The sequence below is a fragment of the Providencia lanzhouensis genome (genome assembly GCF_050469745.1).
GTDB lineage: Bacteria > Pseudomonadota > Gammaproteobacteria > Enterobacterales > Enterobacteriaceae > Providencia > Providencia lanzhouensis.
This window is the reverse complement of record NZ_CP174123.1, coordinates 2521232-2545706: the sequence shown is the minus strand read 5'-3', so window position 1 is coordinate 2545706 and position 24475 is coordinate 2521232. Positions and strand designations below refer to the sequence as shown.

Here is a 24475-nt window from a genome sequence, read left to right as displayed (position 1 = left end):
GAAAGTTCTAGCGCTTGGTCATAACAGGAAATGCTTGTTTATTTCAGCGCATTTAACGCTTTTTCAACACCCGCGCCGTATTCTGGATGCACTTTCTTGAACAACTCGATTTGACGTTTTTGCGTCTCTTCTGACGCTTCAATCAACTCACCCGCTAAACGTTGGAACATACGTTGATGTTCGGCATCGTCCAGCAATTCATACAGTGCTCGAGGTTGGCTGAAGTAATCTTCATCTTCACGGTGATTCCAGTGATCAGCCGCACCTTCGATAGATAATGGTGGTTCGCTGTAGTCCGGTTGTTCTTGGAACATCCCGGCGCTGTTTGGCTCATAAGTCACGGTATTGCTGCTATTACCATCAATGCGCATTGCACCATCACGATGATAATTATGGAATGGGCAGCGTGGGGCATTCACCGGAATTTGATAGTGGTTAATACCTAAACGGTAACGCTGAGTATCCCCGTAAGAGAATAAGCGACCTTGCAGCATTTTGTCCGGAGAGAATCCAATGCCCGGAACGATATTCGCTGGGCTAAATGCCGCTTGTTCCACATCCGAGAAATAGTTATCTGGGTTGCGGTTCAGTTCAAAATAGCCCACATCAATCAATGGATAATCTTTGTGTGGCCACACTTTGGTTAGATCAAATGGGTTATAAGGGACGGTTGACGCCTCTTTTTCTGGCATGATCTGAATCTGTAAGTTCCAGCGAGGATATTCTTTACGTTGGATAGCATCGAACAGGTCACGTTGAGAGCTTTCACGATCTTTACCAATCAGCGCTTCTGCTTCGTCGTCCATAAGGTTTTCGATACCTTGCTGGCTACGGAAGTGGAATTTCACCCAAAAACGTTCGTTATTCGCATTGATAAAGCTATAGGTATGGCTACCAAAACCGTGCATAAAGCGATAACTTTTCGGTAAGCCGCGGTCACTGACATCAATGGTTAATTGATGAAGCGCTTCAGGTAAGTGGGAGAAGAAATCCCATTTATAGGCGGCGCTACGCATATTGGTATAAGGGCAGCGTTTGACAACGTGGTTTAAGTCAGGGAATTTCAGTGGGTCACGCAGATAGAATACAGGGGTATTGTTACCCACCATATCCCAGTTGCCTTCTTCGGTATAAAACTTCATAGCGAAACCACGGATATCGCGCTCGGCATCAGCTGCACCACGTTCACCGGCTACGGTGGAGAAGCGGACAAATAAATCAGTTTTCTTGCCAATTTCACTGAATAATTTTGCGCGGGTATAGCGGGTAATGTCATGGGTGACAGTGAAAGTACCGAATGCCCCTGAACCTTTAGCGTGCATACGGCGCTCTGGGATCACTTCACGATCGAAGTGGGCGAGCTTTTCCAAAAACCAAACATCTTGCAACAGCATCGGACCACGTTTGCCCGCAGTCATCACGTTATTGTTATCCACAACAGGTGCGCCTGAAGCGGTAGTTAGACCTCTTTTTTTCATCACAATACTCCCAAACTATTAGATTTATAGACTACACAAAAGTAACTAACTGGATGAATATTTGTAGAATATCACTTCATCTCTATAATAAACTTGATGAACAGTATAATAAGCAAAGATTTAATTATCTAATCGCTCTGACCAATCACTGTAATCATAGTAAGAAGTTTAGTCAGAAAATGAAGAATTGATTGAAGTAAACCACTGATGAATTTCACTTATTGTGCGTTAAACGGTGTTCTAACGTAAATTTAAGCAAAAAAGACTGAGTACGTGCACTAAATCACGTAACATCGTCACGATACTTTAATTTTTAATAATAAAGGAAATGATAATGCGCAAAGTTCTTTTAGCTGTTGCAGCGACCTCTGCATTTTATATGGGTGCTGCCCAAGCAATTTCTGCTGATTTCAGCGCGGGTGAACATTTTACAGAATTAAGTGCTGGTTTAGGAACTCAAGGTTCCGGTTTAGCATTTAATGGCTCTTGGGCTCGTAGCGATCATAATGGCGAGTTAGGTAGCTTAGGCGCAACTTTCGGTCTGCCATTAGGACCATTTAATGCCTATGTAGGTGGTAAAGCATTGTATTTATCTCCTGAAGATGGTTCTAACGGTGCAGCGGCAGCATTAGGTGGTGGCTTAAGCTGGCAAGCACTGCCATCATTAAGTTTCTACGGTGAAGCGTATGGCGCACCAGAATCACTGACTTCAGGCAGCAAATCCTACATGGAAGCGAAAGCAGGTGCGCGCTATACCGTGTTTAAACCGCTGTCGGTTGATGCGGGTTATCGTCTGATTGAGATGAAAGGCGCGCATGATGATCGTAATGAGAAGTTGGCAGATGGATGGTATGTGGGCGCCGGCCTATCCTTCTAATATTCTCGTCATATTTTGATTTGTGGCGTTGTTGGCTGCACTCGGATACTCGGGTCACATACTCATGTATGCTCCCCAAGATATCCTCGTTTGCCGCCTAGCCACAATTCAAACTATTTAGAGAATAATGCTAGTGCTCATTATGAGTTGAAAAATGGCAGTGATAGTTTTTCAAAAAAAACATCAAAAAATGCCAAGAAAAACACCCCAAATTGGGGTGTTTTTTATGAATGAAACTCTAGGGATTAACCAACGTTTGGTAGGAAGCCGGCCACGATGGCGAATTGGATGGCGATGACTGCGATACCGCACAGCAGAACTAAAGTGAGGATTGGTGTGCCGCCTTTGACGCGGTAAATGCCATTCGCTTCTAACTTGCGTACGCGCATGGTTAACAGTGCCGGTATGATTAATGCTAGGACTGATAATGCGACAGCGGCGTAAGTTAATGCTTGAACAAAACTACTGAAGAACAACGCTGCGAGTAACGGGGGTACGAAGGTCAGCAGCGTGGTTTGTGCACGACCAATAAAATCATTACTACGCTTAAATAAGTCTGCAAGGTAATCAAACAAACCTAAAGCCACACCTAAGAAGGAAGTCGCTAACGCTAAATCCATAAACAGGGCAACTGCCATATTCACACGAGGGGTGGCAACCACATCACGGATTGCGGTTAATAATCCATTTAAACCTGAAGACTGGGCAAGGATCCCCATAAATGTATTGGATGGGATAGCGCCGAGAGTTGCGATTTGCCATAAAATGTAGGCAACCAGAGGAATTGCACTCCCTGTAATGAAAATGATACGCAGCTTGCGTACATCACCATTCATGTAATTGACTAAACTAGGTACGCTTCCGTGGAACCCAAAAGAGGTAAAAATCACGGGAACAGCGGCGAGTATAAGGCCTTTTTCCAGCGGCATGGTGCTTAGGTTAACCGCCTCGGCATGAGGCATCATAACGGCAAGCATAATCACTAAGAAAATCGTCTTAGCGGTGAAAAGAATACGGTTAATAAAATCAACAGAGTGTGTACCCACACAGACCACAGCACCGCCAACAATGGTGAACATAATAATGGCTGTTTGAGTCGAAACCGTAATCCCCCACCAAGAAGATAGGCTATCAGAGATAAGCACTCCAGCCCCGCCAATATAGGCAGTTGTCAGAGCATACATCAGTAATAACATACTCAAACCAGTGACAATTTGACCGACAGGACCGAGGTACTTTTTCGCAACACTACCGAGCCCCATATTGGCAGGATTATGTTGATATACCTCGACTAGTAGTAATGAGGTATAACTCATTAGCATCCATAAACCAATCAACAAACATACTATTCCAGTGAAGCCAACACCTGCTGCCGCTAGCGGCATTGCTAGCATTCCTGCGCCAATTGTTGTTCCTGCCACGATCAAAATACTGCCAAGGGTACGATTCTTCACAAATTCCTCTGATTGAATTCGGGTTATTAATAATTTAAGCAGATTATGCGATTGCGATTACTCTGTCAAATCTGAATTACAGTGTGTGTAAATAAATATTAACAGTCTAAATGAGTCAAAAATTCTATTAATGTATGGGGAAGTAACAACTTGCTCGCTAAGGGTGAATTTTTGTTAAGAATGAAAATAAGAAGTGAAACTTGATGAGGGTTAAATGTTAAAAAATGGGGTTTATAAGATTGATTTTACTCATTATATTATTTAACTGAGCATTATGGCAGCAACTAAAGGGGAATTTTGTGATGGGACCAAAATATTAGGAATGAAAATAAAACAATATTGTTTTTTAAATTAATATAAATCAAATTAATACGTTAAGATCATCTGGATAATAAGGGAAACCTATAAATAAAGGATGGACCTATGGACTTTATGATTCAACTTGCCATTATTCTTGTCTGCTTGTTCTACGGAGCAAGAAAAGGGGGTATGGCGCTCGGGCTGCTAGGCGGTGTTGGCCTAGTTATACTTGTCTTTGGTTTTGGTTTGCCTCCAGGAAAACCGCCTGTAGACGTTATGCTTGTTATCATTGCTGTTGTTGCAGCATCAGCAACCTTACAAGCATCAGGCGGTTTGGACGTTATGCTACAAATCGCAGAACGTTTACTGCGTAAAAATCCAAAATACATCTCTATTGTTGCACCTTTCGTTACCTGTATTTTAACCATTTTGTGTGGTACCGGGCATGTGGTATATACCATTTTGCCAATCATTTACGATGCAGCGATCAAGAATAATATTCGTCCTGAAAGACCAATGGCGGCGAGTAGTATCGGGGCGCAAATGGGGATTATTGCCAGCCCTGTTTCCGTGGCAGTTGTTTCTTTAGTCGCAATGTTAAATGGCGTGTCCATCAACGGTAAATCACTAGAATTTTTAGATTTACTGGCAATCACCATCCCATCAACTTTAATCGGTATCTTAGCGATAGGTATCTTTAGCTGGTTCCGCGGTAAAGATCTGGATAAAGACCCGGTATTCCAAGAATTTATCTCAGTGCCTGAAAACCATGACTATGTTTATGGTGATAGCGTTACGCTGTTAGATAAAAAATTGCCAAAAATTAACTGGGTAGCAATGTGGATTTTCTTAGCATCCATCGTGGTGGTGGCATTACTGGGTGCATTTTCTGAGCTCAGACCATTAATTAACGGTAAGCCGTTATCGATGGTGTTAGTGATCCAGATGTTTATGTTATTAGCGGGTGCGCTGATCATTATCATCTGTAAAACCAATCCAGGACAGATTTCTAAAAACGAAGTGTTCCGGTCAGGGATGATTGCTATCGTGGCGGTATATGGTATCGCGTGGATGGCAGAAACCATGTTCGGTGCCCATATGGATGAAATCAAAGGCACTTTAGGTTCATTAGTCAAAGATTTCCCTTGGGCGTATGCGGTGATTTTGCTGTTGGTATCCAAGTTTGTTAACTCACAAGCAGCGGCATTAGCGGCAGTAGTGCCAATCGCTCTGGGTATTGGTGTTGACCCTGCATATATTATTGCTTCTGCACCAGCGTGTTACGGTTACTATATCCTGCCAACTTATCCAAGTGACCTTGCGGCGATTCAGTTTGACCGTTCTGGTACTACACGTATTGGTAAGTTTGTTATCAACCACAGCTTTATCTTGCCTGGTCTAATTGGGGTGGGTGTATCCTGTGTGTTTGGTTGGGTATTTGCTGCGATGTACGGTTATCTATAAAAATACCCTTCATACTTCAAATTGCAGGGGTGTTAGCTGCACTCAGCTAGTCGGGTCACATACTTGTGTATGCTCCCCGACTATCTTCGTTTGCTGCCTACCTGCAACTCGAATTATTTTGGGTATTATATTATGGTTAGATACACAGTGTTACTAACGTCGTTACTCGATTTCAATATCGGATAGCGGGTGACAACAGCAGGGCAGAATTTCACCCTCTTGAACAAAAGCGAGCGGTTTACGTTTGTATCCAACCTTTCCCTTTAATAATGTTACGCGGCATGAGCCACAGTAGCCTTCTCGACATTGGTACTCGACAGGCACTCGGCTATCTTCAAGGGCATCCAATAAACTGGTGTGAACATCCGTGTGGTAGGGAACTTGCACACCCTGCGTAAGACGCAGGGTGATTTTATGACTTGCCATAATTACAGTTCGAAATCACTCAAATCATCGGTGTTAACTTCAGCGTCAATCTGACCGACTAAATAAGAGCTGACTTCGACTTCTTGTGGCGCCACTTGAACGTTGTCAGACACTAACCATGCGTTGATCCATGGAATAGGGTTAGAACGCGCTTCAAATGGTAATTTCAGGCCAACTGCTTGCATACGAATGTTGGTAATATATTCCACATATTGGCACAGAATATCTTTGTTCAGACCAATCATCGAGCCTTCGCTGAACAGATATTCAGCCCACTCTTTTTCTTGTTCTGCCGCATCCACAAACAGGCGATAGCATTCATCTTCACACTCAGCGGCAATCTCTGCCATTTCAGGATCGTCTTGACCTGAGCGTAACAGGTTCAGCATATGCTGAGTTCCCGTTAAGTGCAGCGCTTCATCTCGAGCAATCAGCTTGATGATTTTTGCGTTACCTTCCATCAATTCGCGCTCAGCAAAGGCGAAAGAGCACGCGAAGCTGACGTAGAAACGAATTGCTTCAAGGGCGTTAACGCTCATTAAGCATAAATAAAGTTGCTTTTTCAGTGCTCGCAGTGAAACAGTGACTTGTTTACCACCCAGCGTATGGGTCCCTTCACCAAACATATGGTAATAGTTGGTCATTTCGATCAGCGTGTCGTAGTACTCAGAAATATCTTTTGCACGCTTGAGAATTTCTTCATTTTCAACGATATCATCGAAGATAATCGCCGGGTCATTCACGATATTACGAATAATATGTGTGTATGAACGTGAGTGAATTGTTTCTGAGAATGACCAAGTCTCAACCCAAGTTTCTAATTCTGGGATTGAAATCAGTGGCAAAAATGCCACGTTAGGGCTGCGACCCTGAATAGAGTCGAGCAGCGTTTGGTATTTCAGGTTACTGATAAAAATGTGTTTTTCATGATCAGGCAGCGCATTATAGTCAATACGGTCGCGCGCCACGTCAACTTCTTCTGGGCGCCAGAAGAATGAGAGTTGCTTTTCAATCAGTTTTTCAAAAATAGGATATTTTTGCTGATCAAAACGGGCAACGTTCACAGGCTGGCCGAAAAACATCGGCTCCAGCAGCTGGTTATTTTTTTTCTGAGAAAAAATCGTGTATGAATGTGACATAACCATCCCTATTAAATTTTACAAGCCCCGCCTTCACAATCAGAATCTGCGCTTTCAACAACTTCTTCCAGATCCCCCTGAACATCTTCAGCACCGTCGCGGGTGTTGTGGTAGTAAAGTGTTTTCACACCAAACTTGTAGGCTAACAATAAATCTTTTAACAGTTGATTCATTGGCACTTTGCCATTCGGGAAACGGGTTGGGTCATAGTTTGTGTTAGAAGAAATCGACTGGTCGATAAACTTCTGCATGATCCCAACTAACTGCAAATAGCCGCTATTGGAAGGCATTTGCCATAATAGCTCGTAAGCACCTTTCAGATTTTCGTAATCTGGCACCACTTGGCGCAGGATACCGTCTTTTGATGCTTTAATGCTGATATAACCACGTGGTGGTTCGATACCATTGGTCGCGTTAGAAATCTGAGACGAGGTCTCTGATGGCATTAATGCAGACAGCGTTGAGTTACGCAGACCGTACTGTTTGATCTCTTGGCGCAGCGCTTCCCAATCATAATGCAGTGGTTCGTCAGTTAATTTATCGAGCTCACGTTTGTAAGTATCGATAGGTAACACGCCTTGTGCATAGGTGGTTTCATTGAACCATGGGCAAGCACCTTGTTCTTTCGCTAATTCATTTGAGGCTTTCAGTAAGTAATATTGAATCGCTTCGAATGTTTTGTGCGTCAGGTTGTTGGCGCTACCATCGGAGTAACGAACACCGTGTTTCGCTAAATAGTAAGCGTAGTTAATCACACCAATACCCAGAGTACGACGACCCATAGAGCCTTTCTTCGCCGCAGGGATTGGGTAATCTTGGTAGTCTAACAGTGCGTCTAATGCACGAACCGCTAAGATAGCTAACTCTTCTAACTCATCGAGGCTTTCAATGGCGCCTAAGTTAAACGCTGACAGCGTACACAGGGCAATTTCACCATTTTCGTCATTGACGTTATTTAATGGTTTAGTTGGCAGTGCAATTTCCAGACACAGGTTGGATTGACGAACAGGGGCAACCTGTGGGTCAAATGGGCTGTGGGTGTTGCAGTGGTCAACGTTTTGAATATAGATACGACCTGTAGATGCGCGTTCTTGCATCATCAATGAGAATAATTCAACCGCTTTCACGCTGGATTTACGGATTTTCTCATCTTGCTCATATTGCACATAGAGGCGTTCGAACTCGTCTTGATCCGCGAAGAATGCATCGTACAAGCCCGGAACATCAGACGGGCTGAATAGGGTGATATCTTGGTTTTTGATCAGGCGCTCGTACATTAATTTGTTGAGCTGTACACCGTAGTCCATATGGCGAACACGGTTCCCTTCAACCCCACGGTTGTTTTTCAGCACTAATAAACTTTCTACTTCTAAGTGCCAGATAGGGTAGAACAGGGTTGCTGCACCACCACGTACGCCACCTTGAGAGCAAGATTTTACCGCAGTTTGGAAATGCTTATAGAATGGGATACAGCCAGTGTGGAATGCTTCGCCACCACGGATTGGGCTACCCAGTGCACGGATGCGACCCGCGTTGATACCGATACCGGCACGCTGAGAGACATATTTCACGATAGCACTTGAGGTTGCATTGATAGAATCAAGGCTGTCACCGCACTCAATCAGAACACATGAGCTGAATTGACGTGTTGGTGTACGTACCCCCGCCATAATTGGCGTAGGTAAAGAAATTTTGAATGTTGATACCGCGTCATAGAAGCGGCGGATGTAATCTAAACGGGTTGCTTGTGGATAATGAGAGAACAAGCATGCGGCAACCAGAATATATAAAAACTGGGCGCTTTCGTAGATTTCACCAGTGACACGGTTTTGAACTAAATATTTCCCTTCTAACTGTTTAACAGCGGCGTAGGAGAAATTCATATCACGCCAATGGTCAATAAAACCATCCATTTGCTCGAAATCTGCTTCAGTGTAGTCTTCCAGCAAATGCTTATCATATTTACCCATCTCAACCAGATGTTTTACGTGGGCATATAATTTTGGTGGCTCAAACTGACCATAGGCTTTTTTGCGCAGGTTAAAAATCGCTAAACGTGCAGCAAGATATTGGTAATCTGGTGTTTCACCGGTGATTAAGTCAGCAGCGGCTTTAATCATCGTTTCGTGAATATCAGAAGTTCTGATCCCATCATAAAACTGAATCTGAGAACGTAACTCCACCTGTGAAACTGATACGTTACTAAGACCTTCCGCCGCCCATGTAATAACTTTATGGATTTTGTCGAGGTCAATGCGTTCTTTATGTCCATCACGTTTTGTGACTAACAGACTCTGGTTCATGAGCAAGTACACCTTGGTTGAGTTACAAAATAGAGTCTCCCAAACGTAAAAAAGCTCATGATGAAGAATCATGAGACTTGTATATTATATTTGTGATGACCACTATATGTAGTAGTTTGTTAAGAATCTAATAACAAGATAATGTTAATGTGCGATTTTATCAAGTGTACAAATCTGATAGTTTTTGTGGATAACAACTGGATAAGAAAAATTGATCATGTCGGTAAGCAGCATGAGAAGTGGAGTTGCCAAAAATTGACTTACCGACATTAACCTAAAAATTATTTTGTAAAGTTGAGACCGTTTGCTGTTTTCTTAAACGTACCGCTTGCTATTTATTCGCTGATCGTATGCAGCATATAGTTCACATCAACGTTAGGACCTAACCAAAATTTATCGGTGATTGGATTATAATGCAGTCCCATCATATGTTGTTCTTTTAATTGCGTTTTATCGACCCAGCTAATTAATTCGGATGGGCGGATAAACTTATTAGCATCATGCGTGCCTTTTGGAACCATTTTCATCACATATTCCGCTGCCACGACAGCCATTAGCCATGCTTTTCTGTTGCGATTAATGGTGGAAAAAATAACATGTCCGCCAGGTTTAACTAACTTCGCGCAGGCTCTTACTACAGACTCTGGGTCTGGAACGTGCTCAAGCATTTCCATGCAAGTGACGATATCGTAGCTCTGAGGGTGTTTATCCGCATGCTGTTCGACGGTTTCTTGGACGTATTCCACAGGAATACCCGATTCCAGAGAGTGTAGACGAGCGACCATTAACGGATCTGCGCCCATATCTAAACCCGTGACATCCGCACCTTCGCGCGCCATGCTTTCAGATAAAATACCGCCACCGCAGCCAACGTCGAGGATTTTCTTACCAAAAATGCCGTCTACACGTTGCATGATGTAGCCTAAACGCAGCGGATTAATGCGGTGTAATGGGGCAAACTCGCCTTCAAGATCCCACCAACGTGACGCTATCGATTCAAACTTTTCAATCTCTTGTTTGTCGACGTTTAGGTACGTTTGGTCTTGGGTATCATTCATCTGAGGAACTCCTATATCTATTTCTATCCTCGCATTACTTATTTTTACCTATTGGACTATATTTATTTTGCAAAATGCAAAAACAGGTTGGAATTCGTAATGGGACGATAGTCGCCCGTGAGTTAATTTATTGGGATTATGGACCAAATATGAAAATCCTTGAGAGACTATTGCTTGAAAATCTACAAGATTCGGACACATAAGCGCATTTTTCCGCTATTATACATAGCTTGAAAGACAAATACTCACTTCTCTTATCTCTTAATTAAATAAGGGAGTTGTGGTATAGTTTACACTTTGAATCTGAAGTTATGAGGGACAGTGGTTCCATGAGCGAGATTGCCAGAGAAATCACCCCAGTCAATATCGAAGAAGAACTGAAAAGTTCCTATTTGGATTATGCAATGTCCGTTATCGTCGGCCGTGCACTTCCAGATGTTCGAGATGGGCTGAAGCCAGTACACCGCCGAGTGTTATTTGCGATGAATGTACTGGGAAATGATTGGAATAAACCCTATAAAAAGTCTGCCCGTATCGTCGGGGACGTCATCGGTAAATACCATCCACATGGAGACATTGCCGTTTATGAGACCATCGTTCGTCTCGCACAGCCTTTCTCTATGCGTTACATGCTGGTAGATGGTCAGGGGAACTTTGGTTCAGTTGACGGAGACTCCGCCGCTGCAATGCGTTATACGGAAATCCGTATGGCGAAAATTGCCCATGAAATGCTGGCTGATTTAGAAAAAGAAACCGTAGACTTTGTTCCTAACTATGATGGTACAGAGCAAATCCCAGAAGTGATGCCAACGAAGATACCTAACCTTTTGGTCAATGGTTCTTCAGGGATTGCTGTCGGGATGGCCACTAACATTCCTCCGCACAACTTAGGGGAAGTGATTAATGGTTGCTTAGCTTATATAGAAGACGAAGATATTAGTATCGAAGGCTTGATGGAACATATCCCAGGCCCAGATTTCCCGACCGCCGCTATCATCAATGGCCGTCGTGGTATTATCGATGCGTATCGTACCGGTCGCGGTAAAGTGTACATTCGTGCACGTGCCGAGGTTGAAGTTGATGAGAAAAATGGTCGAGAAACCATTATCGTCAACGAAATTCCGTATCAAGTGAACAAAGCGCGCTTGATTGAAAAAATTGCGGAATTAGTTAAAGAAAAACGCGTTGAAGGTATCAGTGCACTGCGTGATGAGTCTGATAAAGACGGTATGCGTATTGTCATTGAAATTAAGCGCGATGCAGTCGGCGAAGTAGTACTAAATAACCTGTATTCACTGACGCAATTGCAAGTTTCTTTCGGTATCAACATGGTGGCACTGCATCAGGGTCAACCAAAAATCTTGAACCTGAAAGATATTATTGCCGCGTTTGTTCGCCATCGTCGTGAAGTTGTTACACGCCGTACTATTTTCGAACTGCGTAAAGCCCGTGACCGTGCGCACATCCTTGAAGCGTTGGCGGTGGCACTGGCGAATATCGACCCAATTATCGAATTGATCCGTAAAGCACCAACACCAGCTGAAGCAAAAGCTGGGCTGATTGCCCGTTCTTGGGCTCTGGGTAATGTTGCTGCGATGCTGGAACGTTCAGGTGATGATGCTGCACGTCCGGAGTGGTTAGAGCCACAATATGGTGTTCATGAAGGTCAATATTTCCTGACTGAACAGCAAGCACAAGCAATTTTGGATCTGCGTTTACAGAAATTAACCGGTCTTGAGCATGAAAAACTGCTGGAAGAGTACCGTGAACTTCTGAAACAAATCGAAGAATTACTGTTTATTCTGCGTAGCCCTGAGCGTTTAATGGAAGTTATTCGTGAAGAGTTAGAAGCAATTCGTGATGCTTATAACGACCCGCGTCGTACTGAGATCACTGAAAATACCGCAGATATCAATATTGAAGATTTGATCAACCAAGAAGATGTGGTGGTAACGCTATCTCACCAAGGTTATGTGAAGTATCAGCCATTGTCTGACTACGAAGCACAACGCCGTGGTGGTAAAGGTAAATCCGCAGCGCGTATTAAAGAAGAAGACTTTATTGAGCGTCTGCTGGTGGCGAATACCCACGATACTATCTTGTGTTTCTCCAGTCGTGGTCGCTTATATTGGATGAAAGTCTATCAATTGCCTGAAGCTAGCCGTGGTGCTCGTGGACGTCCAATTGTGAACTTACTGCCACTTGAGCAAGATGAACGTATCACCGCGATTTTACCAGTGCGTGAATACGAAGAGGGCTATTATGTCTTTATGGCGACCGCGAGCGGTACCGTGAAGAAAACCCCTCTGCAAGATTTCAGTCGCCCAAGAAGTGCCGGTATTATTGCCGTGAACTTGAATGAAGGCGATGAGCTGATTGGTGTTGATTTAACCAACGGTAGCAATGAAGTCATGCTGTTCTCTGCGCAAGGTAAAGTGGTGCGCTTTGCAGAAGATGCGGTTCGTGCGATGGGACGTACAGCGACAGGTGTTCGCGGTATTAAATTAATGGACGACGATAAAGTTGTTTCTTTAATTATTCCTCGTGGTGAAGGCCATATTCTGACCGTGACTGAAAACGGCTTCGGTAAGCGTACTGAAGAAGCAGAATACCCAACAAAATCTCGTGCAACTCAAGGGGTTATCTCTATTAAAGTGAGCGAGCGTAATGGTCAAGTTGTTGGCGCTATCCAAGTTGAGGATACCAACCAAATTATGATGATTACGGATGCTGGGACTCTGGTTCGTACCCGCGTTTCTGAAGTTAGCGTCGTTGGACGTAATACTCAAGGTGTGACGCTGATCCGTACTGCTGAAGATGAAAAAGTAGTTGGTTTACAACGTGTTGCTGAAACTGAAGACGATGAAAATACCGATGAAGAGGGTATTGATGTTGACGGTGAAGCACAAGCTGATGCAGATACCGAAGAGTAAGTATCATTCATCAATGAAACGGGCGGATTATCCGCCCGTTTTTGTATCTTTACACTAGCAATATACATGGAAGTTATTGGTTGTCGCTTTTCATCGAGTTAATCGAGTATACTCAGTATTAGTGATAATGTACTTGTAGGTAACGGATTGAGATATTTACCCTCGTTTAAAACATCCCTCAGATTATCTAGAGATCTTTTTCGTGTCCTAGGCGTTATGCTATGGGGAATGGGGCTTTTCATCACTCTGTTTTTCCTTTATATGCAATTCAATGAACATAAATCTGATCTGCGCCAGCAATTCCATTCTGGTTATGAAAACCTGCAAGTTTATATTCAGCAGTCAAATGCTACACTTCGCCTTATTCATTCCATGACGGAGCAGCAACGACTCAAAGACGAAGAACATCAACAAAAAGTGGGTATTCAACAAGAAGATATCACTTTACCCGCATCCACGTCATACTCGCTATATCCACTCATGCCATCGGCAGATTGTGATGTATTTAAGCAGCGAACTCAGAATTATCTTTCTGCTTTTGAACAACTCAATATTTTCTGGAAAGACAGCATTGCGGTCCCCCAAGGCTTAAATCACGTATTTGTCTTTGGAACAGGCAGTTACTGCATGATGGATTATTCAATTCGTGCTGCAGTTTCTGATATTGATACGCTAAAAAAAGTGGTCTATGACAATGCGCGGATCTACAAACAGTTAAGACAGCAGGGTCAAGAGCGCAATTTATATACCATCACCCACAGTTCTCAACCATCAAATGGTCAACTCTATTTGATGATCCCTATCTATGAGAAAAGCTTAATTGTTGGTTTTATTGGGATTGAGCGAGCGATAAACTTAAATCAGTTTAATTTACGTAATAATCCAGCCGTTGAAATCACATTAATTAACTCATCAAATCAACCTGTTCTCTACACTTCATCAGATTCGAATATTAAAAATTCACCATTGCTGACATCTGGAGAGATAAATTATTTCGGTTTTAACTCTGATTATACTCAGCTGTTTTTTAAGAAGCGTTTAGCACCTTCGCAACTAACGGTTATTTATTCAATTGAGACATCGTATTTAATCAGCAACCTAAAAACATCAATAATTTACGCAATATTAATTAATATTTTGTCTGGTACGTTAATTTTCTTTTTAATTTGGTTATTAGAAAGACGAATGTTAGAGCCTGCAGCCAATACGGCGATTCGTCTTGAAGAGCATGAACAATTTAACCATAAAATTGTGGCATCAGCTCCTGTTGGGATCATTATCCTAAGGCTAAGTGATGGCGGCAATATTCTGAGTAATGAGCTCGCACATAACTATTTCCGTTTACTGAGTGAAGATGATAAACAGCGAATTTTGACGATTATTCGTCAAAAATCTAGCAACTATATTGATGTTGTTGCAACGAATGGCACCCATCTACAAATTAGTTTTGTGAATTCACGTTATCAAAATGAAGATGTGGCTATCTGCGTATTGATCGACATTAGTATTCGTGTGCAGATGGAAAAATCATTGCAGGATGTCGCAGATGCAGCGGATCAGGCGAACCAAGCGAAATCGATGTTCTTAGCCACGGTGAGCCATGAATTAAGAACACCGTTGTATGGGATCATCGGTAATATTGAGTTATTGCAACGGTATGATTTATCAGATAAAGCGCTTCGATTAGTTTCTACAATGGATAATTCGTCATCGCTATTGTTGCAGATTATCAGTGATATTTTGGATTTCTCCAAAATTGAATCCAAACAATTAAAAATAGAAAATAAATTATTCAATTGCCGCAATGTATTTGCTTATGTTCTTGCTAACTACGTCCCTTTAGCAACTAAAAAACAAGTGTCACTTTACTCTTATATTGAGCCGAACATTCCAGACATGATGCTTAGCGACCCAGTACGCCTACAACAAGTTATCTCCAATATTGTGAATAACAGCATAAAGTTCACAGACTCTGGTTTTGTGATGCTGCATGTTTGGAAAGATGAAAATTATTTAAAAATTGAAATCAAGGATTCGGGGATTGGAATGACCCCAGCAGTGGTTATGCAATTATTTGACCCATTCTTCCAAGTATACGATCAAAATAATGGACACAAAGGGACAGGGTTAGGGCTCGCTATTTGTGAGAAACTCATCAACTTGATGGATGGTGATATTGGTGTGGATTCTCAAGCGGGGCTGGGGAGTACGTTTACGATCCGCATTCCACTCTATGACCAGCAATATTTAGAACCCGTTATTCCTGAGTACCGAAAAAATTACCGTGTCGCCGTGACGGGTCAAAATGCATTCTTAATTGATTTTCTTGTAAGATTGCTCGAACACCATCATTTTAATGTGGTAACGGGCTCATCCATTGATATCAATGAGACGTATGACTTGTTGATTACGGATACCCAAGAAAGTGTTGCCTTACAGAATAGAAACTTGCTGAAACTCAGTAGTTTATATTCAGGTGAATTATTTGAAACTCAACCAAGTAATTGGCTCTATAACACTTATCAGCTCGATAAGCTGCCAATGTTGATTGATAAAATCATTGTTAAGTTGGTTCAAGGTACTAAAGAGAGTTTAGAGAACCATGACCTTGAAGATGCCGATGCAGATTTGAATACGTTTAAAGTCTTAATTGTTGATGACCATCCTATTAACCGAATGCTATTGACAGAGCAGTTGGCAAGCATTGGCTTTATGACAAGCACGGCAGTTGATGGATTAGATGCGTTGAAATTCCTTGAGCATAATCATGCGGACATTGTTCTTTCTGATGTGAATATGCCCAATATGGACGGTTATCAATTGGCGCGCACGTTGCGAGAACAAGGTTTTAGGCAGCCTATTGTAGCATTAACGGCAAATGCGATGGCAGAAGAGAAGCAGCGTTGTCTTGATGCGGGTATGAATGATTGTCTCTCGAAGCCTACATCGATCAGTGTGCTACGGGAGTCGTTGGTGAAATATGTTAAACCTAATGAGTGAATAAATTATTTATTAAACAGTTAACATATTGAATAGAAAAAATAAAAGCCCTAAACGGGCTTCTATTTTAGTGCCAAAAAACGATTATTCAGAAGGGGAATTGTCGATACTGACTGATGAAAGGTAATTCAGCAGTGCGATATCATTTTCAACACCCAGCTTTAACATCGCCGATTTTTTCTGGCTACTAATGGTTTTGATGCTGCGATTTAGTTTTTTAGCAATCTCAGTGACTAAGAATCCTTCTGCAAATAAGCGTAGCACTTCACTTTCTTTTGGTGATAAACGCTTATCGCCATATCCACTCGCATTCACTTTTTCAAGCAATTTACTGACGCTTTCAGGGGTAAATTTCTTCCCTTTTTGTAAGGCAGCTAGCGCTTTTGGTAAGTCAGCAGGCGCACCTTGTTTTAGTACGATACCTTCAATATCAAGCTCAAGAATAGCGCTTAAGATCGCCGGATTATTGTTCATGGTGAGGACAATAATCGATAAGTCAGGGTAGTGACGCTTAATGTATTTAATTAATGTAATACCATCGCCGTATTTATCGCCAGGCATAGACAAATCAGTAACCAGAACGTCTGCATTCAGGCGCGCTAAGTTATTAATTAAAGAAGTAGAATCTTCAAATTCACCGACGATGTTTACCCATTCAATCTGTTCAAGCGACTTTCTGATACCGAAAAGAACAATAGGATGATCATCGGCAACAATGACATTTAGGTTATTCATATTATTGGTTACCTTCTGGCATTAGTCTTTTCACTGAGACATCCAGTTCTCTAATGCAATTTTTTATTTCAAATCCGTTTTCATCTGCTATGTAATGTTCCAAATCTTCACAAAGTTTATGAAGATAATGGAATTCAAGCATAGCAAAAACTCCTTTTAAACGATGTGCAGTGTCTTTTAATTCGGTTAAATTCGCAACACTTTCACTATTATACAGTTTATTAATATCTATCGGTACTGTTGAGATAAACAAATCTTTATAATCGCTCTTCGACAGAATTAAATGATAGCCTGAAATAATATTATCGACAGAATTATTCGACTGAGAGTTATTTTCTCGTAGAACGAGTGATGAAGATAGGTTGGATTCATTATTATCTTCTGTCTCATTCGCTTGTTCTATCAATAATGAGATAGCATCGATAAGTTCATCCGCGAAATTGTAGTTAACTTCAATATAATTTGGGTTAATACAATTTATTGAAGATAGATTTCCCTTAATTTTAATTATGTTATTAAAGGAAACGTCATCATTGTCGGCGATCAAGAGATCCCAGTGGCTATGTGGTGAGCTCTCATCGATATCAAGAAACTCTGCACCATAATGCGATAAGGTCTGTTTAACAATGCGACGAGTATCAATATTCTGAATATTCAAGCGAATATACATATCTTCAAGCAGAGCAGGGTATTCATGGCTTTGCATCTGGGATTGCGCAGGGAGCTTAATTTGATAATGGCTACCGATGGCATCACTTGACTTGATACTAAATGTTCCCTGCATTTTTTTCGTTAATAATTTGCAGAGGTAAAAGGTCATGCCTGAACGCTTAAATTGATTTGAACTTTGTGCTTTCCCTGTGAATGGGCTTTGCAAGTTATTCAATTCAATATGAGTTAACCCAATTCCGCTGTCTTTTATATCAATAGAAACTTCACTTTTTTCTTCAATATAGTCAATTGAAACGGTAATTTTACCAAAGGCTGTAGTTTCTATTGAGTATTCCCAAATTGATTGAAATAAAATCTGGAAATAATCTGGGTTATTTTCAATTAATGAGTCAGGATTAATGTTGTTATAAAAATAGAACGAAAGTCCTTTTCGATTTAAATGTGCTAAATTTTGTTTAAGATATTGGTTAATCATCTGACCAATAGCAAATTTTTCTGTTTTAAACTCAATCTGTTGAGTTTCTAATTGACTAATAAGTTCGATATTTCTAAACCAATTATTGATATAAAACAGTTGGTTTTGAATTTCAGATAATAATGGATTTTTAGGCTCGCCGAGTGAAGAGCTTAATTGGTTAAATTTGGCATCAATTTGGTTAACAGCGGGTAGAATTTCCTGGCAAATATTTTCGAAAACCACTTTTCTAAGTTGAATATTTCGTTGGTGCTCACGCGTAGCCATTTCTTGGCGTTTTTGCGTCAGAACTTCTTTATCTTTATCTATGATGATAAACAAAATGGTGTTTTCTTTAATTAAGCTTTTCACCAAAATGATTTCATAGATATTATTTTCTATGGAAACTTGAATGACATCATTATGATCGGTTGCCATTTCTTTGATATGTATCAGATCCATAGATGGTAATAAGTGATTCGCGATACTGTTACTTAATAATTTTTTATTGCTATTAAAATCAAAGACTAGGATGCCATAAGAAATATGGTTAAGAATGTCATTATTGAGGGCATCTTTAAACTGGAGCTCATCCAGCATTGAAGCATTGGGTGAAATAATTCGCTTGCGAATAAACATGGTGGTGATCAGCGCCAAAATACTGACCGCAATCATGCAGGTAATTAGCCAAAAATTGTAACTTAGCACCCCGAAAATAATACTTTTCAGAGAAAGGGTATAGCTAATCTGGTAATTAGTGCCTTCAATGGGTTGAGAGAGCATCAGGCTGGTGCCAACGAGTTCGCTGGCCGCTTGGCTATTTTCTTGATTGTTTGGTCGCTGTGAAATCGAAATATCATCGCCCTGTAATGTAAAGGGGAGGATTGAATTGATAGAAATATCAAAGGAGATCACACTACTAAGGCGGCCTGGCGAGTTAAAGACTAAGCGATAGGTATAGAAGTAAACATTATCTTGGGCATTTTTCTGCATATTGGAGATAACTTCACGGCGATCTAATAATGTCGATTGGGTGATCATATCAGAGCGCTTATCTTCCGCTGTTAGTGTTAAATAGCTTTCTTTATAGCGTAACTCTGGTTTTAGAATGGAATGGGTAGTTACCAGAACTAAGGAGTTGTCTTGACCATTAAGGTAGTACATGGAGTTAAATTCATTCCGTGCCCCCCATACAATCTCCATATAGTTTGCGAGCTTTGTCGCTAAGACTTTACTGCTTGGTTTATTGAGACCAAACACAATGGAATCAATGGTCTGGTTATTGCTACTTAGCCAATAAACATCGTGGCGCATTTCAGTCACGGAAATGTCGTTAACAGAGTCAGGTGTAGTTTTATCATTGGCAAGCTTATAGATGTGACCCGCTTGATAGCGATAATCTTCAATTTGATAAGCGAGTCGATTAGCGAGAGTGTTGATGGCCGTTTGGTGCGCTAACATCCATGCGTGATAATAATTATAGAGGGACAACGACAGCATTGTGACGAGCAGCACAATAAAGGCAATAAAAATGCGAGAAAGAACATTCGGTTTTAATAATGATTGTTTGTACATACAGTCCCACGCCGTCACACTGGCAAATTAGATTAATCAGATTAAAAATCATACGCCTAGGTACGTTATAGACACCGATTTTGCACAGATATTAGCATTTTTTTAGGGCAATAGAGAACAATTGAGTGAAGATTAGTCAAACGAACAAAAAAATGCAATTATTTTACTATCAGGGGTAGACAAGCCCCCGGGATTCCTCCATAATCGCGCCCCATGGAGAGATGGCCGAGCGGCTGAAGGCAGCGGTCTTGAAAACCGCCGATGGGAAACCATCCTAGAGTTCGAATCTCTATCTCTCCGCCAAATTAGCCGGCTTAGCTCAGTTGGTAGAGCAACTGACTTGTAATCAGTAGGTCACCAGTTCGACTCCGGTAGCCGGCACCAAATAAGAACCCGCTATATCGAAAGATATAGCGGGTTTTTTCTTTTTATATGTGTGCATAATTATAATGCTACTAAGTAGTGGCTGTGCCGTATTTGTGTCATCGTGTGACATTAGCTCGTCGATCCGTTTTGCATGTTCAACAAAATGATTTGGTGCTAAATGTGCATATCGCTGTACCATTTCAATCGATTACCAAGCCCCCATTTTTTGCGATACTGTCAATGGAACTCCAGCCTGAGCTAACCAACTACCGATGTGTACCTTAAATCATGGAATCTGCAGTTTTCTATACCAGCTCGTTTTAGTGCACTACGAAATGCGGTATTCGAATCAACCCTCATCTTTTTTACCGCTGGGGTTGTTGTTCCGTCAGCTCTATTTTTAGCCTCCATATGGACGAATACGTATTTTTGATGGTTACCTATTTGGTCTCTAAGAACCTTGCATGCTGTATCATTTAGGGCTATGCCATTGCCTTTCCTGATTTACTATCTTCAAGGTTAAACCATGGAACCTTTCGCTGCATATCAACTTGATTCCACTCTAAGTTGATTATGTTTGAGCGTCGCAACCAAGTTGTAATAGCAAATGCAACTACGGATTTTAATGGCTAGCTACATTCATCAATCAATCGCCTTGCTTCGAAAGGCTCCAACCAGCGTATGCGATTATTTCTTGGTTTTGGAGCTTTAATATTTGGTGATTTATCTAGATACTTCCATTCCCTTTCTGCTGCTCTCAACAATGATTTAATAAAAGACAGGTAAGCAAATTTTGTTGAAACTGAAACTTTAATATCAACATCTTTAACCTTTATTTTTCTTTTTCCTGAATTATGTCTGCTCCTGTTTTCTTCATGCTTTTTATTTGTAAGTTTGCTAAACGTAACTCTTCTAGTGGCGATGATTGGTTTTATCCCGAAATGGTATGATCTGATAAATTCATCTCTCACAAATTAGGTAAAACCTACCAGCAAGAATACCTTATCGACGAAAACGACCTAGTCGAACTCGTTGGTGAGAGCCTATCGACGTTGTGCACAAGCAAACAGAGTACGAAGTTAAAACCAATAAGGAAACTAACCCGATGAAAAAAATCATCACAAATATCAAAACCTACATCGATAAATCGTAGAGAGTTTGATGCGGCTATTTTTGCGCTTGATGGTTTATTCCGTGAAGAACGGATGAAAGAGAAAGGGTGTAGAAATACAATAATATAAATGCGAATAGTTATCATAAGTATTTTTACATATCTAGAATATGGGGTTATAGTTAATTTACTGTATATATACACAGTAAATTAACTGGAATTATAACTTAAAAAGGAATATTTTATGGGTGTACATGCTTCAGATGGCTCAGGATGGAGTTCTGAGAATGATCCGTTTGGTGGAAATGACAGTAATGGAAAAGGTACTGGACCAGAAGGTAACGGGAATGGTGGTAACTCAGGTGCTGGTGGGAACAACACATCAGTAAATTTTAGTAAAACTCCTGAAAAACAAGCCGTCGCCTCAGCCATGCTGATGACAATTCCGCAGCAAATTGCGATTGTTGAGGGGACGTGGGGTATCACAATTAATACGACCGTGCTCACATCACCTTTTGCTCGTTTGGCTGGATTATTAGAGAGCAGCTTACCTATGGCTGGCCGTTTAACTGCTGTTGGAGCTTTACTTTCACCTTCTCCAATTGCTTTAGATACCATTGATCCCGCTTTTCGGGAACATCAACAGCAATTAGCCAATTTAGTCACTAATCAGAAATTACAAAGTCAAACATATTCATTAACGGCGCTTCCTGTCAGCATCGTGACAGATACGCCAGTTAAAGACATTTCTCGTCAAAAAACAGTGCCGGCTAAGGTTGTTGTTGAACAGGTTGTTTCGCCAGAAAAGAATAAAGTTACACCTGCAATGACTAAAAATCCTCAGCAAGTCAATGTAGTGCAAGCCAAAAAAACTGGGCGACCGGGTGTGTATTCTGTTGAAATTGCGCCAGGTAAACCAGCATTACAGATTGGATTTAGTGATAAAAAACCGAGTAAGTCGTTTAAAACGCCATCATATGACAATATTAAGCCTGAATCAGTTATTCCAAGTATAACTTCTGAGACATATCAGGGTATTGTTGATTTCGGTGGTGATCATACTCCTATTTATATTTCTATCTCAAAAAACCTAACTGCGGAAGAGGAAAAGAAACAAGCGGAAACGACGAGAATTGATTGGGAAATTCATAATCCAATTGAGGCAGCTGAAGTGAATTTAGCTTTAGCATCAAAGGAGTATGACGAAGCTGTTAATCAAGTGCTAGTGAAACAAAAAGCACTGGAAATGGCAAAAAAAACACCAGAAGCGCTGGCGTTTACTGATGCTAAGTTACATCCATACAACATTAATATTAAAAAAAATGGTTTTGGGTACGCGGATGTAATTGATAGTAAAGAGAAAATGTCATTTTTATTGACTGAGGGGGCTAGAGCTTATGTTTGGGACTATCTTGGTTACTCTCATATAGAGGCTCCTACTAAGGAAGGACTAGATTTTGCAGTATCTGTTCGCAATGAAATCCTAAATATATTTGAAGCAATTAAAAAGCAAATATTGCAGGGGCAGCAGTCAATAAAAGATGCAGAAAATAATCTGGTATTAGCTAAAAAAAATAAAGATAAAGCGGAAGATAAAAAGAAAAAAGCGAAGGATAAAAAAGAAAAGGAAGAAAAGCGTAAAAAGCCGGGAACCGCTACTGGTAAAGGTAAAAAAGTGGGGGATAAATGGCTTAATGATGCCGGCAAAGAAAATGGTGCTCCTATTCCAGAGCAAGTAGCTAATAAATTACGAGGGAAGAAATTCAACAGTTTTGATGAGTTAAGGAAGGCCATCTGGGATGAGATATCAAAATTTCCAGAATTGATTAAAAACCTTAGTAAGAATAATAAAACTCTTGTTTCTAAAGGATACTCGCCTTTTGCTAGGAAAAAAGATCAAGTTGGTGGTAGAAAGGTACATGAATTGCACCATGACAACCCAATTAGTGAAGGGGGAGAAGTCTATGATATGGACAATTTAAGAGTTACGACCCCTAAAAGACACATTGATATCCATAGAGGTAAATAAGAATGGAATTAAAAAATAATATTACTGATTATACAGAATCTGAATTTTTAAAGCTTTTAACAATTATTTGTAATGCAGATACAGCAAATGAGGAAGAACAAATTAAGCTTGTGACTCATTTTGAAAATGTAACAGAACATCCGAGTGGAAGTGATCTTATTTACTACCCAGAGGATGGTGATGATGATTCCCCAGTTGGTATTTTAAAAATAGTTAAAGAGTGGCGGGCTAAAAATGGTAAGCCGGGCTTCAAAAAAGGTTAAGAGCTACTGCTAATGGAATAGCTTAACATCAAGCATCAATGATTTAAGGATGAATTGTTGATGCTTACCCGCCTACCATTTCAGGTAATGGACTTATTCAACATCAAAGACAGAAAGATCGTGTTTAGTAATCTATGGATTATAGAAATCAAAGTACTAGAACTGGTGAATAAAAAATAGGATCGGGATGCTCCTGTATCAATGCAGTGAGGCTGTAATGTGAAAAATAGTGTGAGTTACGTATTTTTTGTATCAGATTGATCTTTTTTGCATATAAGAAATGATGTTGTCTATCAAATAATGACTATATACCTATTAATCAACGTTGACACAATTTACTCAAATTCGGTGTGTTTGTATTTTTCACGTTGAATTTGCATAAAACAAAACTCAGAGCGGCGTTCACTCCATATTTGATTGTTTCTTGTTCTGGAAAGTCTATGAGCTTGTGACCAAGCTCTAGATGCTTCAAAGTATTTTTCTGCTTGTTCAAGGCGTACAGCATCTCGAGCTGCACGGAAATACAACGGATTATCATTATTTAAAAAGGTCATATAGGATTCTCTAAAATTAAAATGGATAAATAGTCGATGAAGTTTGTGATTCAACCAAGCTCTCAAGAAGGGGTGGAATTGCCACATTAGCGATGCTTGCTAACAAAAGTTCCAGTGAAATGGAAAAAGAGATGAAACTGAAAGAGTTAGTATTAAAGAATAATTTTGTGACGGTTAACCAAATGGTATTAGTATTAAAAGACTTAATGAAGGTTGACTATATTCAATTAAGATGACTCAGTACTTGGGACCCAGGAAAAAATTATATTTGTTTCTGTAGAGAG

Annotated in this window: 16 protein-coding genes, 2 tRNA genes and 1 pseudogene; 9 read left to right on the top strand and 10 right to left on the bottom strand. The window is 40.7% G+C overall.

The annotated features are described in order from the left end of the window. Positions 1–38 precede the first annotated feature (38 nt). Positions 39–1478 carry a catalase gene (locus ACIH2S_RS12070; protein ID WP_036952784.1) on the bottom strand — a complete coding sequence of 480 codons (1440 nt, stop codon included), beginning with the start codon at positions 1476–1478 and terminating at the stop codon, positions 39–41. A gap of 334 nt (positions 1479–1812) precedes the next feature. Between ACIH2S_RS12070 and ACIH2S_RS12065 the strand changes: the two genes are divergently transcribed. After that, positions 1813–2355, top strand: a complete 543-nt coding sequence (locus tag ACIH2S_RS12065; RefSeq protein WP_006661376.1) for a YfaZ family outer membrane protein — start codon at positions 1813–1815, stop codon at positions 2353–2355. A 245-nt stretch (positions 2356–2600) separates the two neighbouring features. Here ACIH2S_RS12065 and tyrP read toward each other — a convergent pair whose 3' ends face one another. Beyond that, the gene (gene tyrP / locus ACIH2S_RS12060) at positions 2601–3749 is read right to left on the bottom strand and encodes a tyrosine transporter TyrP (RefSeq protein ID WP_230082430.1); all 1149 of its coding nucleotides are present in this window, start codon (positions 3747–3749) and stop codon (positions 2601–2603) included. Between the two features lie 483 nt (positions 3750–4232). On the opposite strand from tyrP, the gene ACIH2S_RS12055 reads away from it, so the two are divergent. Continuing rightward, positions 4233–5573 carry an anaerobic C4-dicarboxylate transporter gene (locus ACIH2S_RS12055; protein ID WP_108478593.1) on the top strand — a complete coding sequence of 447 codons (1341 nt, stop codon included), beginning with the start codon at positions 4233–4235 and terminating at the stop codon, positions 5571–5573. A 162-nt stretch (positions 5574–5735) separates the two neighbouring features. Here the strand turns inward: ACIH2S_RS12055 and yfaE are convergent, their stop codons facing one another. The 4 genes from yfaE to ubiG form a co-directional block, all read right to left on the bottom strand. Next, positions 5736–5999: a class I ribonucleotide reductase maintenance protein YfaE gene (gene yfaE / locus ACIH2S_RS12050; RefSeq protein ID WP_108478594.1), complete on the bottom strand. Its 264-nt coding sequence runs from the start codon at positions 5997–5999 to the stop codon at positions 5736–5738. A gap of 2 nt (positions 6000–6001) precedes the next feature. After that, complete coding sequence (gene nrdB, locus ACIH2S_RS12045; RefSeq protein ID WP_036952796.1) at positions 6002–7138, bottom strand: class Ia ribonucleoside-diphosphate reductase subunit beta; 1137 nt, start codon at positions 7136–7138, stop codon at positions 6002–6004. An 11-nt stretch (positions 7139–7149) separates the two neighbouring features. Next, positions 7150–9441: a class 1a ribonucleoside-diphosphate reductase subunit alpha gene (gene nrdA / locus ACIH2S_RS12040; protein WP_108478595.1), complete on the bottom strand. Its 2292-nt coding sequence runs from the start codon at positions 9439–9441 to the stop codon at positions 7150–7152. Positions 9442–9776: 335 nt separating this feature from the next. After that, positions 9777–10499 (bottom strand): bifunctional 2-polyprenyl-6-hydroxyphenol methylase/3-demethylubiquinol 3-O-methyltransferase UbiG, encoded by a 723-nt coding sequence (gene ubiG / locus ACIH2S_RS12035; protein WP_036952802.1) that lies wholly within the window; start codon positions 10497–10499, stop codon positions 9777–9779. A 329-nt stretch (positions 10500–10828) separates the two neighbouring features. Between ubiG and gyrA the strand changes: the two genes are divergently transcribed. Beyond that, positions 10829–13432 (top strand): DNA topoisomerase (ATP-hydrolyzing) subunit A, encoded by a 2604-nt coding sequence (gene gyrA / locus ACIH2S_RS12030; protein ID WP_430247496.1) that lies wholly within the window; start codon positions 10829–10831, stop codon positions 13430–13432. 147 nt (positions 13433–13579) lie between these two features. After that, a complete protein-coding gene (rcsC, locus tag ACIH2S_RS12025; RefSeq protein WP_108478597.1) occupies positions 13580–16432 on the top strand; it encodes a two-component system sensor histidine kinase RcsC in 2853 nt (950 codons plus the stop codon). An 84-nt stretch (positions 16433–16516) separates the two neighbouring features. Here rcsC and rcsB read toward each other — a convergent pair whose 3' ends face one another. Both rcsB and rcsD read right to left on the bottom strand, forming a co-directional pair. Beyond that, positions 16517–17167: a response regulator transcription factor RcsB gene (gene rcsB / locus ACIH2S_RS12020; protein ID WP_004259923.1), complete on the bottom strand. Its 651-nt coding sequence runs from the start codon at positions 17165–17167 to the stop codon at positions 16517–16519. 1 nt (position 17168) lies between these two features. After that, positions 17169–19868, bottom strand: a complete 2700-nt coding sequence (rcsD, locus tag ACIH2S_RS12015; protein WP_196712404.1) for a phosphotransferase RcsD — start codon at positions 19866–19868, stop codon at positions 17169–17171. A 215-nt stretch (positions 19869–20083) separates the two neighbouring features. Here rcsD and ACIH2S_RS12010 point away from each other — a divergent pair. Beyond that, positions 20084–20171 (top strand) — tRNA-Ser (locus tag ACIH2S_RS12010). A gap of 5 nt (positions 20172–20176) precedes the next feature. Continuing rightward, a tRNA-Thr gene (locus tag ACIH2S_RS12005) sits at positions 20177–20252 on the top strand. An 82-nt stretch (positions 20253–20334) separates the two neighbouring features. Here ACIH2S_RS12005 and ACIH2S_RS12000 read toward each other — a convergent pair. Beyond that, positions 20335–21133 (bottom strand): annotated as a pseudogene (locus ACIH2S_RS12000) (site-specific integrase); the annotation flags it as partial. Between the two features lie 456 nt (positions 21134–21589). Here ACIH2S_RS12000 and ACIH2S_RS11995 point away from each other — a divergent pair. Next, positions 21590–23374, top strand: coding sequence for a colicin-like bacteriocin tRNase domain-containing protein (locus ACIH2S_RS11995; RefSeq protein ID WP_349487895.1), 1785 nt, complete (start codon positions 21590–21592; stop codon positions 23372–23374). Positions 23375–23376: 2 nt separating this feature from the next. Further along, positions 23377–23637 (top strand): bacteriocin immunity protein, encoded by a 261-nt coding sequence (locus ACIH2S_RS11990; protein ID WP_036952821.1) that lies wholly within the window; start codon positions 23377–23379, stop codon positions 23635–23637. Positions 23638–23972: 335 nt separating this feature from the next. Here the strand turns inward: ACIH2S_RS11990 and ACIH2S_RS11985 are convergent, their stop codons facing one another. Further along, positions 23973–24191: an ANR family transcriptional regulator gene (locus ACIH2S_RS11985; protein ID WP_036952823.1), complete on the bottom strand. Its 219-nt coding sequence runs from the start codon at positions 24189–24191 to the stop codon at positions 23973–23975. 92 nt (positions 24192–24283) lie between these two features. Between ACIH2S_RS11985 and ACIH2S_RS11980 the strand changes: the two genes are divergently transcribed. Beyond that, positions 24284–24427 carry a hypothetical protein gene (locus ACIH2S_RS11980; protein WP_154636840.1) on the top strand — a complete coding sequence of 48 codons (144 nt, stop codon included), beginning with the start codon at positions 24284–24286 and terminating at the stop codon, positions 24425–24427. Positions 24428–24475 lie beyond the last annotated feature (48 nt).

Bases quoted from the DNA above. Each gene is read 5' to 3' on its own strand.
- ACIH2S_RS12070 (WP_036952784.1), bottom strand. From the start codon at position 1,478: ATGAAAAAAAGAGGTCTAACTACCGCTTCAGGCGCACCTGTTGTGGAT.
- ACIH2S_RS12065 (WP_006661376.1), top strand. From the start codon at position 1,813: ATGCGCAAAGTTCTTTTAGCTGTTGCAGCGACCTCTGCATTTTATATG.
- tyrP (WP_230082430.1), bottom strand. From the start codon at position 3,749: ATGCTAGCAATGCCGCTAGCGGCAGCAGGTGTTGGCTTCACTGGAATA.
- ACIH2S_RS12055 (WP_108478593.1), top strand. From the start codon at position 4,233: ATGGACTTTATGATTCAACTTGCCATTATTCTTGTCTGCTTGTTCTAC.
- yfaE (WP_108478594.1), bottom strand. From the start codon at position 5,999: ATGGCAAGTCATAAAATCACCCTGCGTCTTACGCAGGGTGTGCAAGTT.
- nrdB (WP_036952796.1), bottom strand. From the start codon at position 7,138: ATGTCACATTCATACACGATTTTTTCTCAGAAAAAAAATAACCAGCTG.
- nrdA (WP_108478595.1), bottom strand. From the start codon at position 9,441: ATGAACCAGAGTCTGTTAGTCACAAAACGTGATGGACATAAAGAACGC.
- ubiG (WP_036952802.1), bottom strand. From the start codon at position 10,499: ATGAATGATACCCAAGACCAAACGTACCTAAACGTCGACAAACAAGAG.
- gyrA (WP_430247496.1), top strand. From the start codon at position 10,829: ATGAGCGAGATTGCCAGAGAAATCACCCCAGTCAATATCGAAGAAGAA.
- rcsB (WP_004259923.1), bottom strand. From the start codon at position 17,167: ATGAATAACCTAAATGTCATTGTTGCCGATGATCATCCTATTGTTCTT.
- rcsD (WP_196712404.1), bottom strand. From the start codon at position 19,868: ATGTACAAACAATCATTATTAAAACCGAATGTTCTTTCTCGCATTTTT.
- ACIH2S_RS11995 (WP_349487895.1), top strand. From the start codon at position 21,590: ATGGGTGTACATGCTTCAGATGGCTCAGGATGGAGTTCTGAGAATGAT.
- ACIH2S_RS11990 (WP_036952821.1), top strand. From the start codon at position 23,377: ATGGAATTAAAAAATAATATTACTGATTATACAGAATCTGAATTTTTA.
- ACIH2S_RS11985 (WP_036952823.1), bottom strand. From the start codon at position 24,191: ATGACCTTTTTAAATAATGATAATCCGTTGTATTTCCGTGCAGCTCGA.
- ACIH2S_RS11980 (WP_154636840.1), top strand. From the start codon at position 24,284: ATGCTTGCTAACAAAAGTTCCAGTGAAATGGAAAAAGAGATGAAACTG.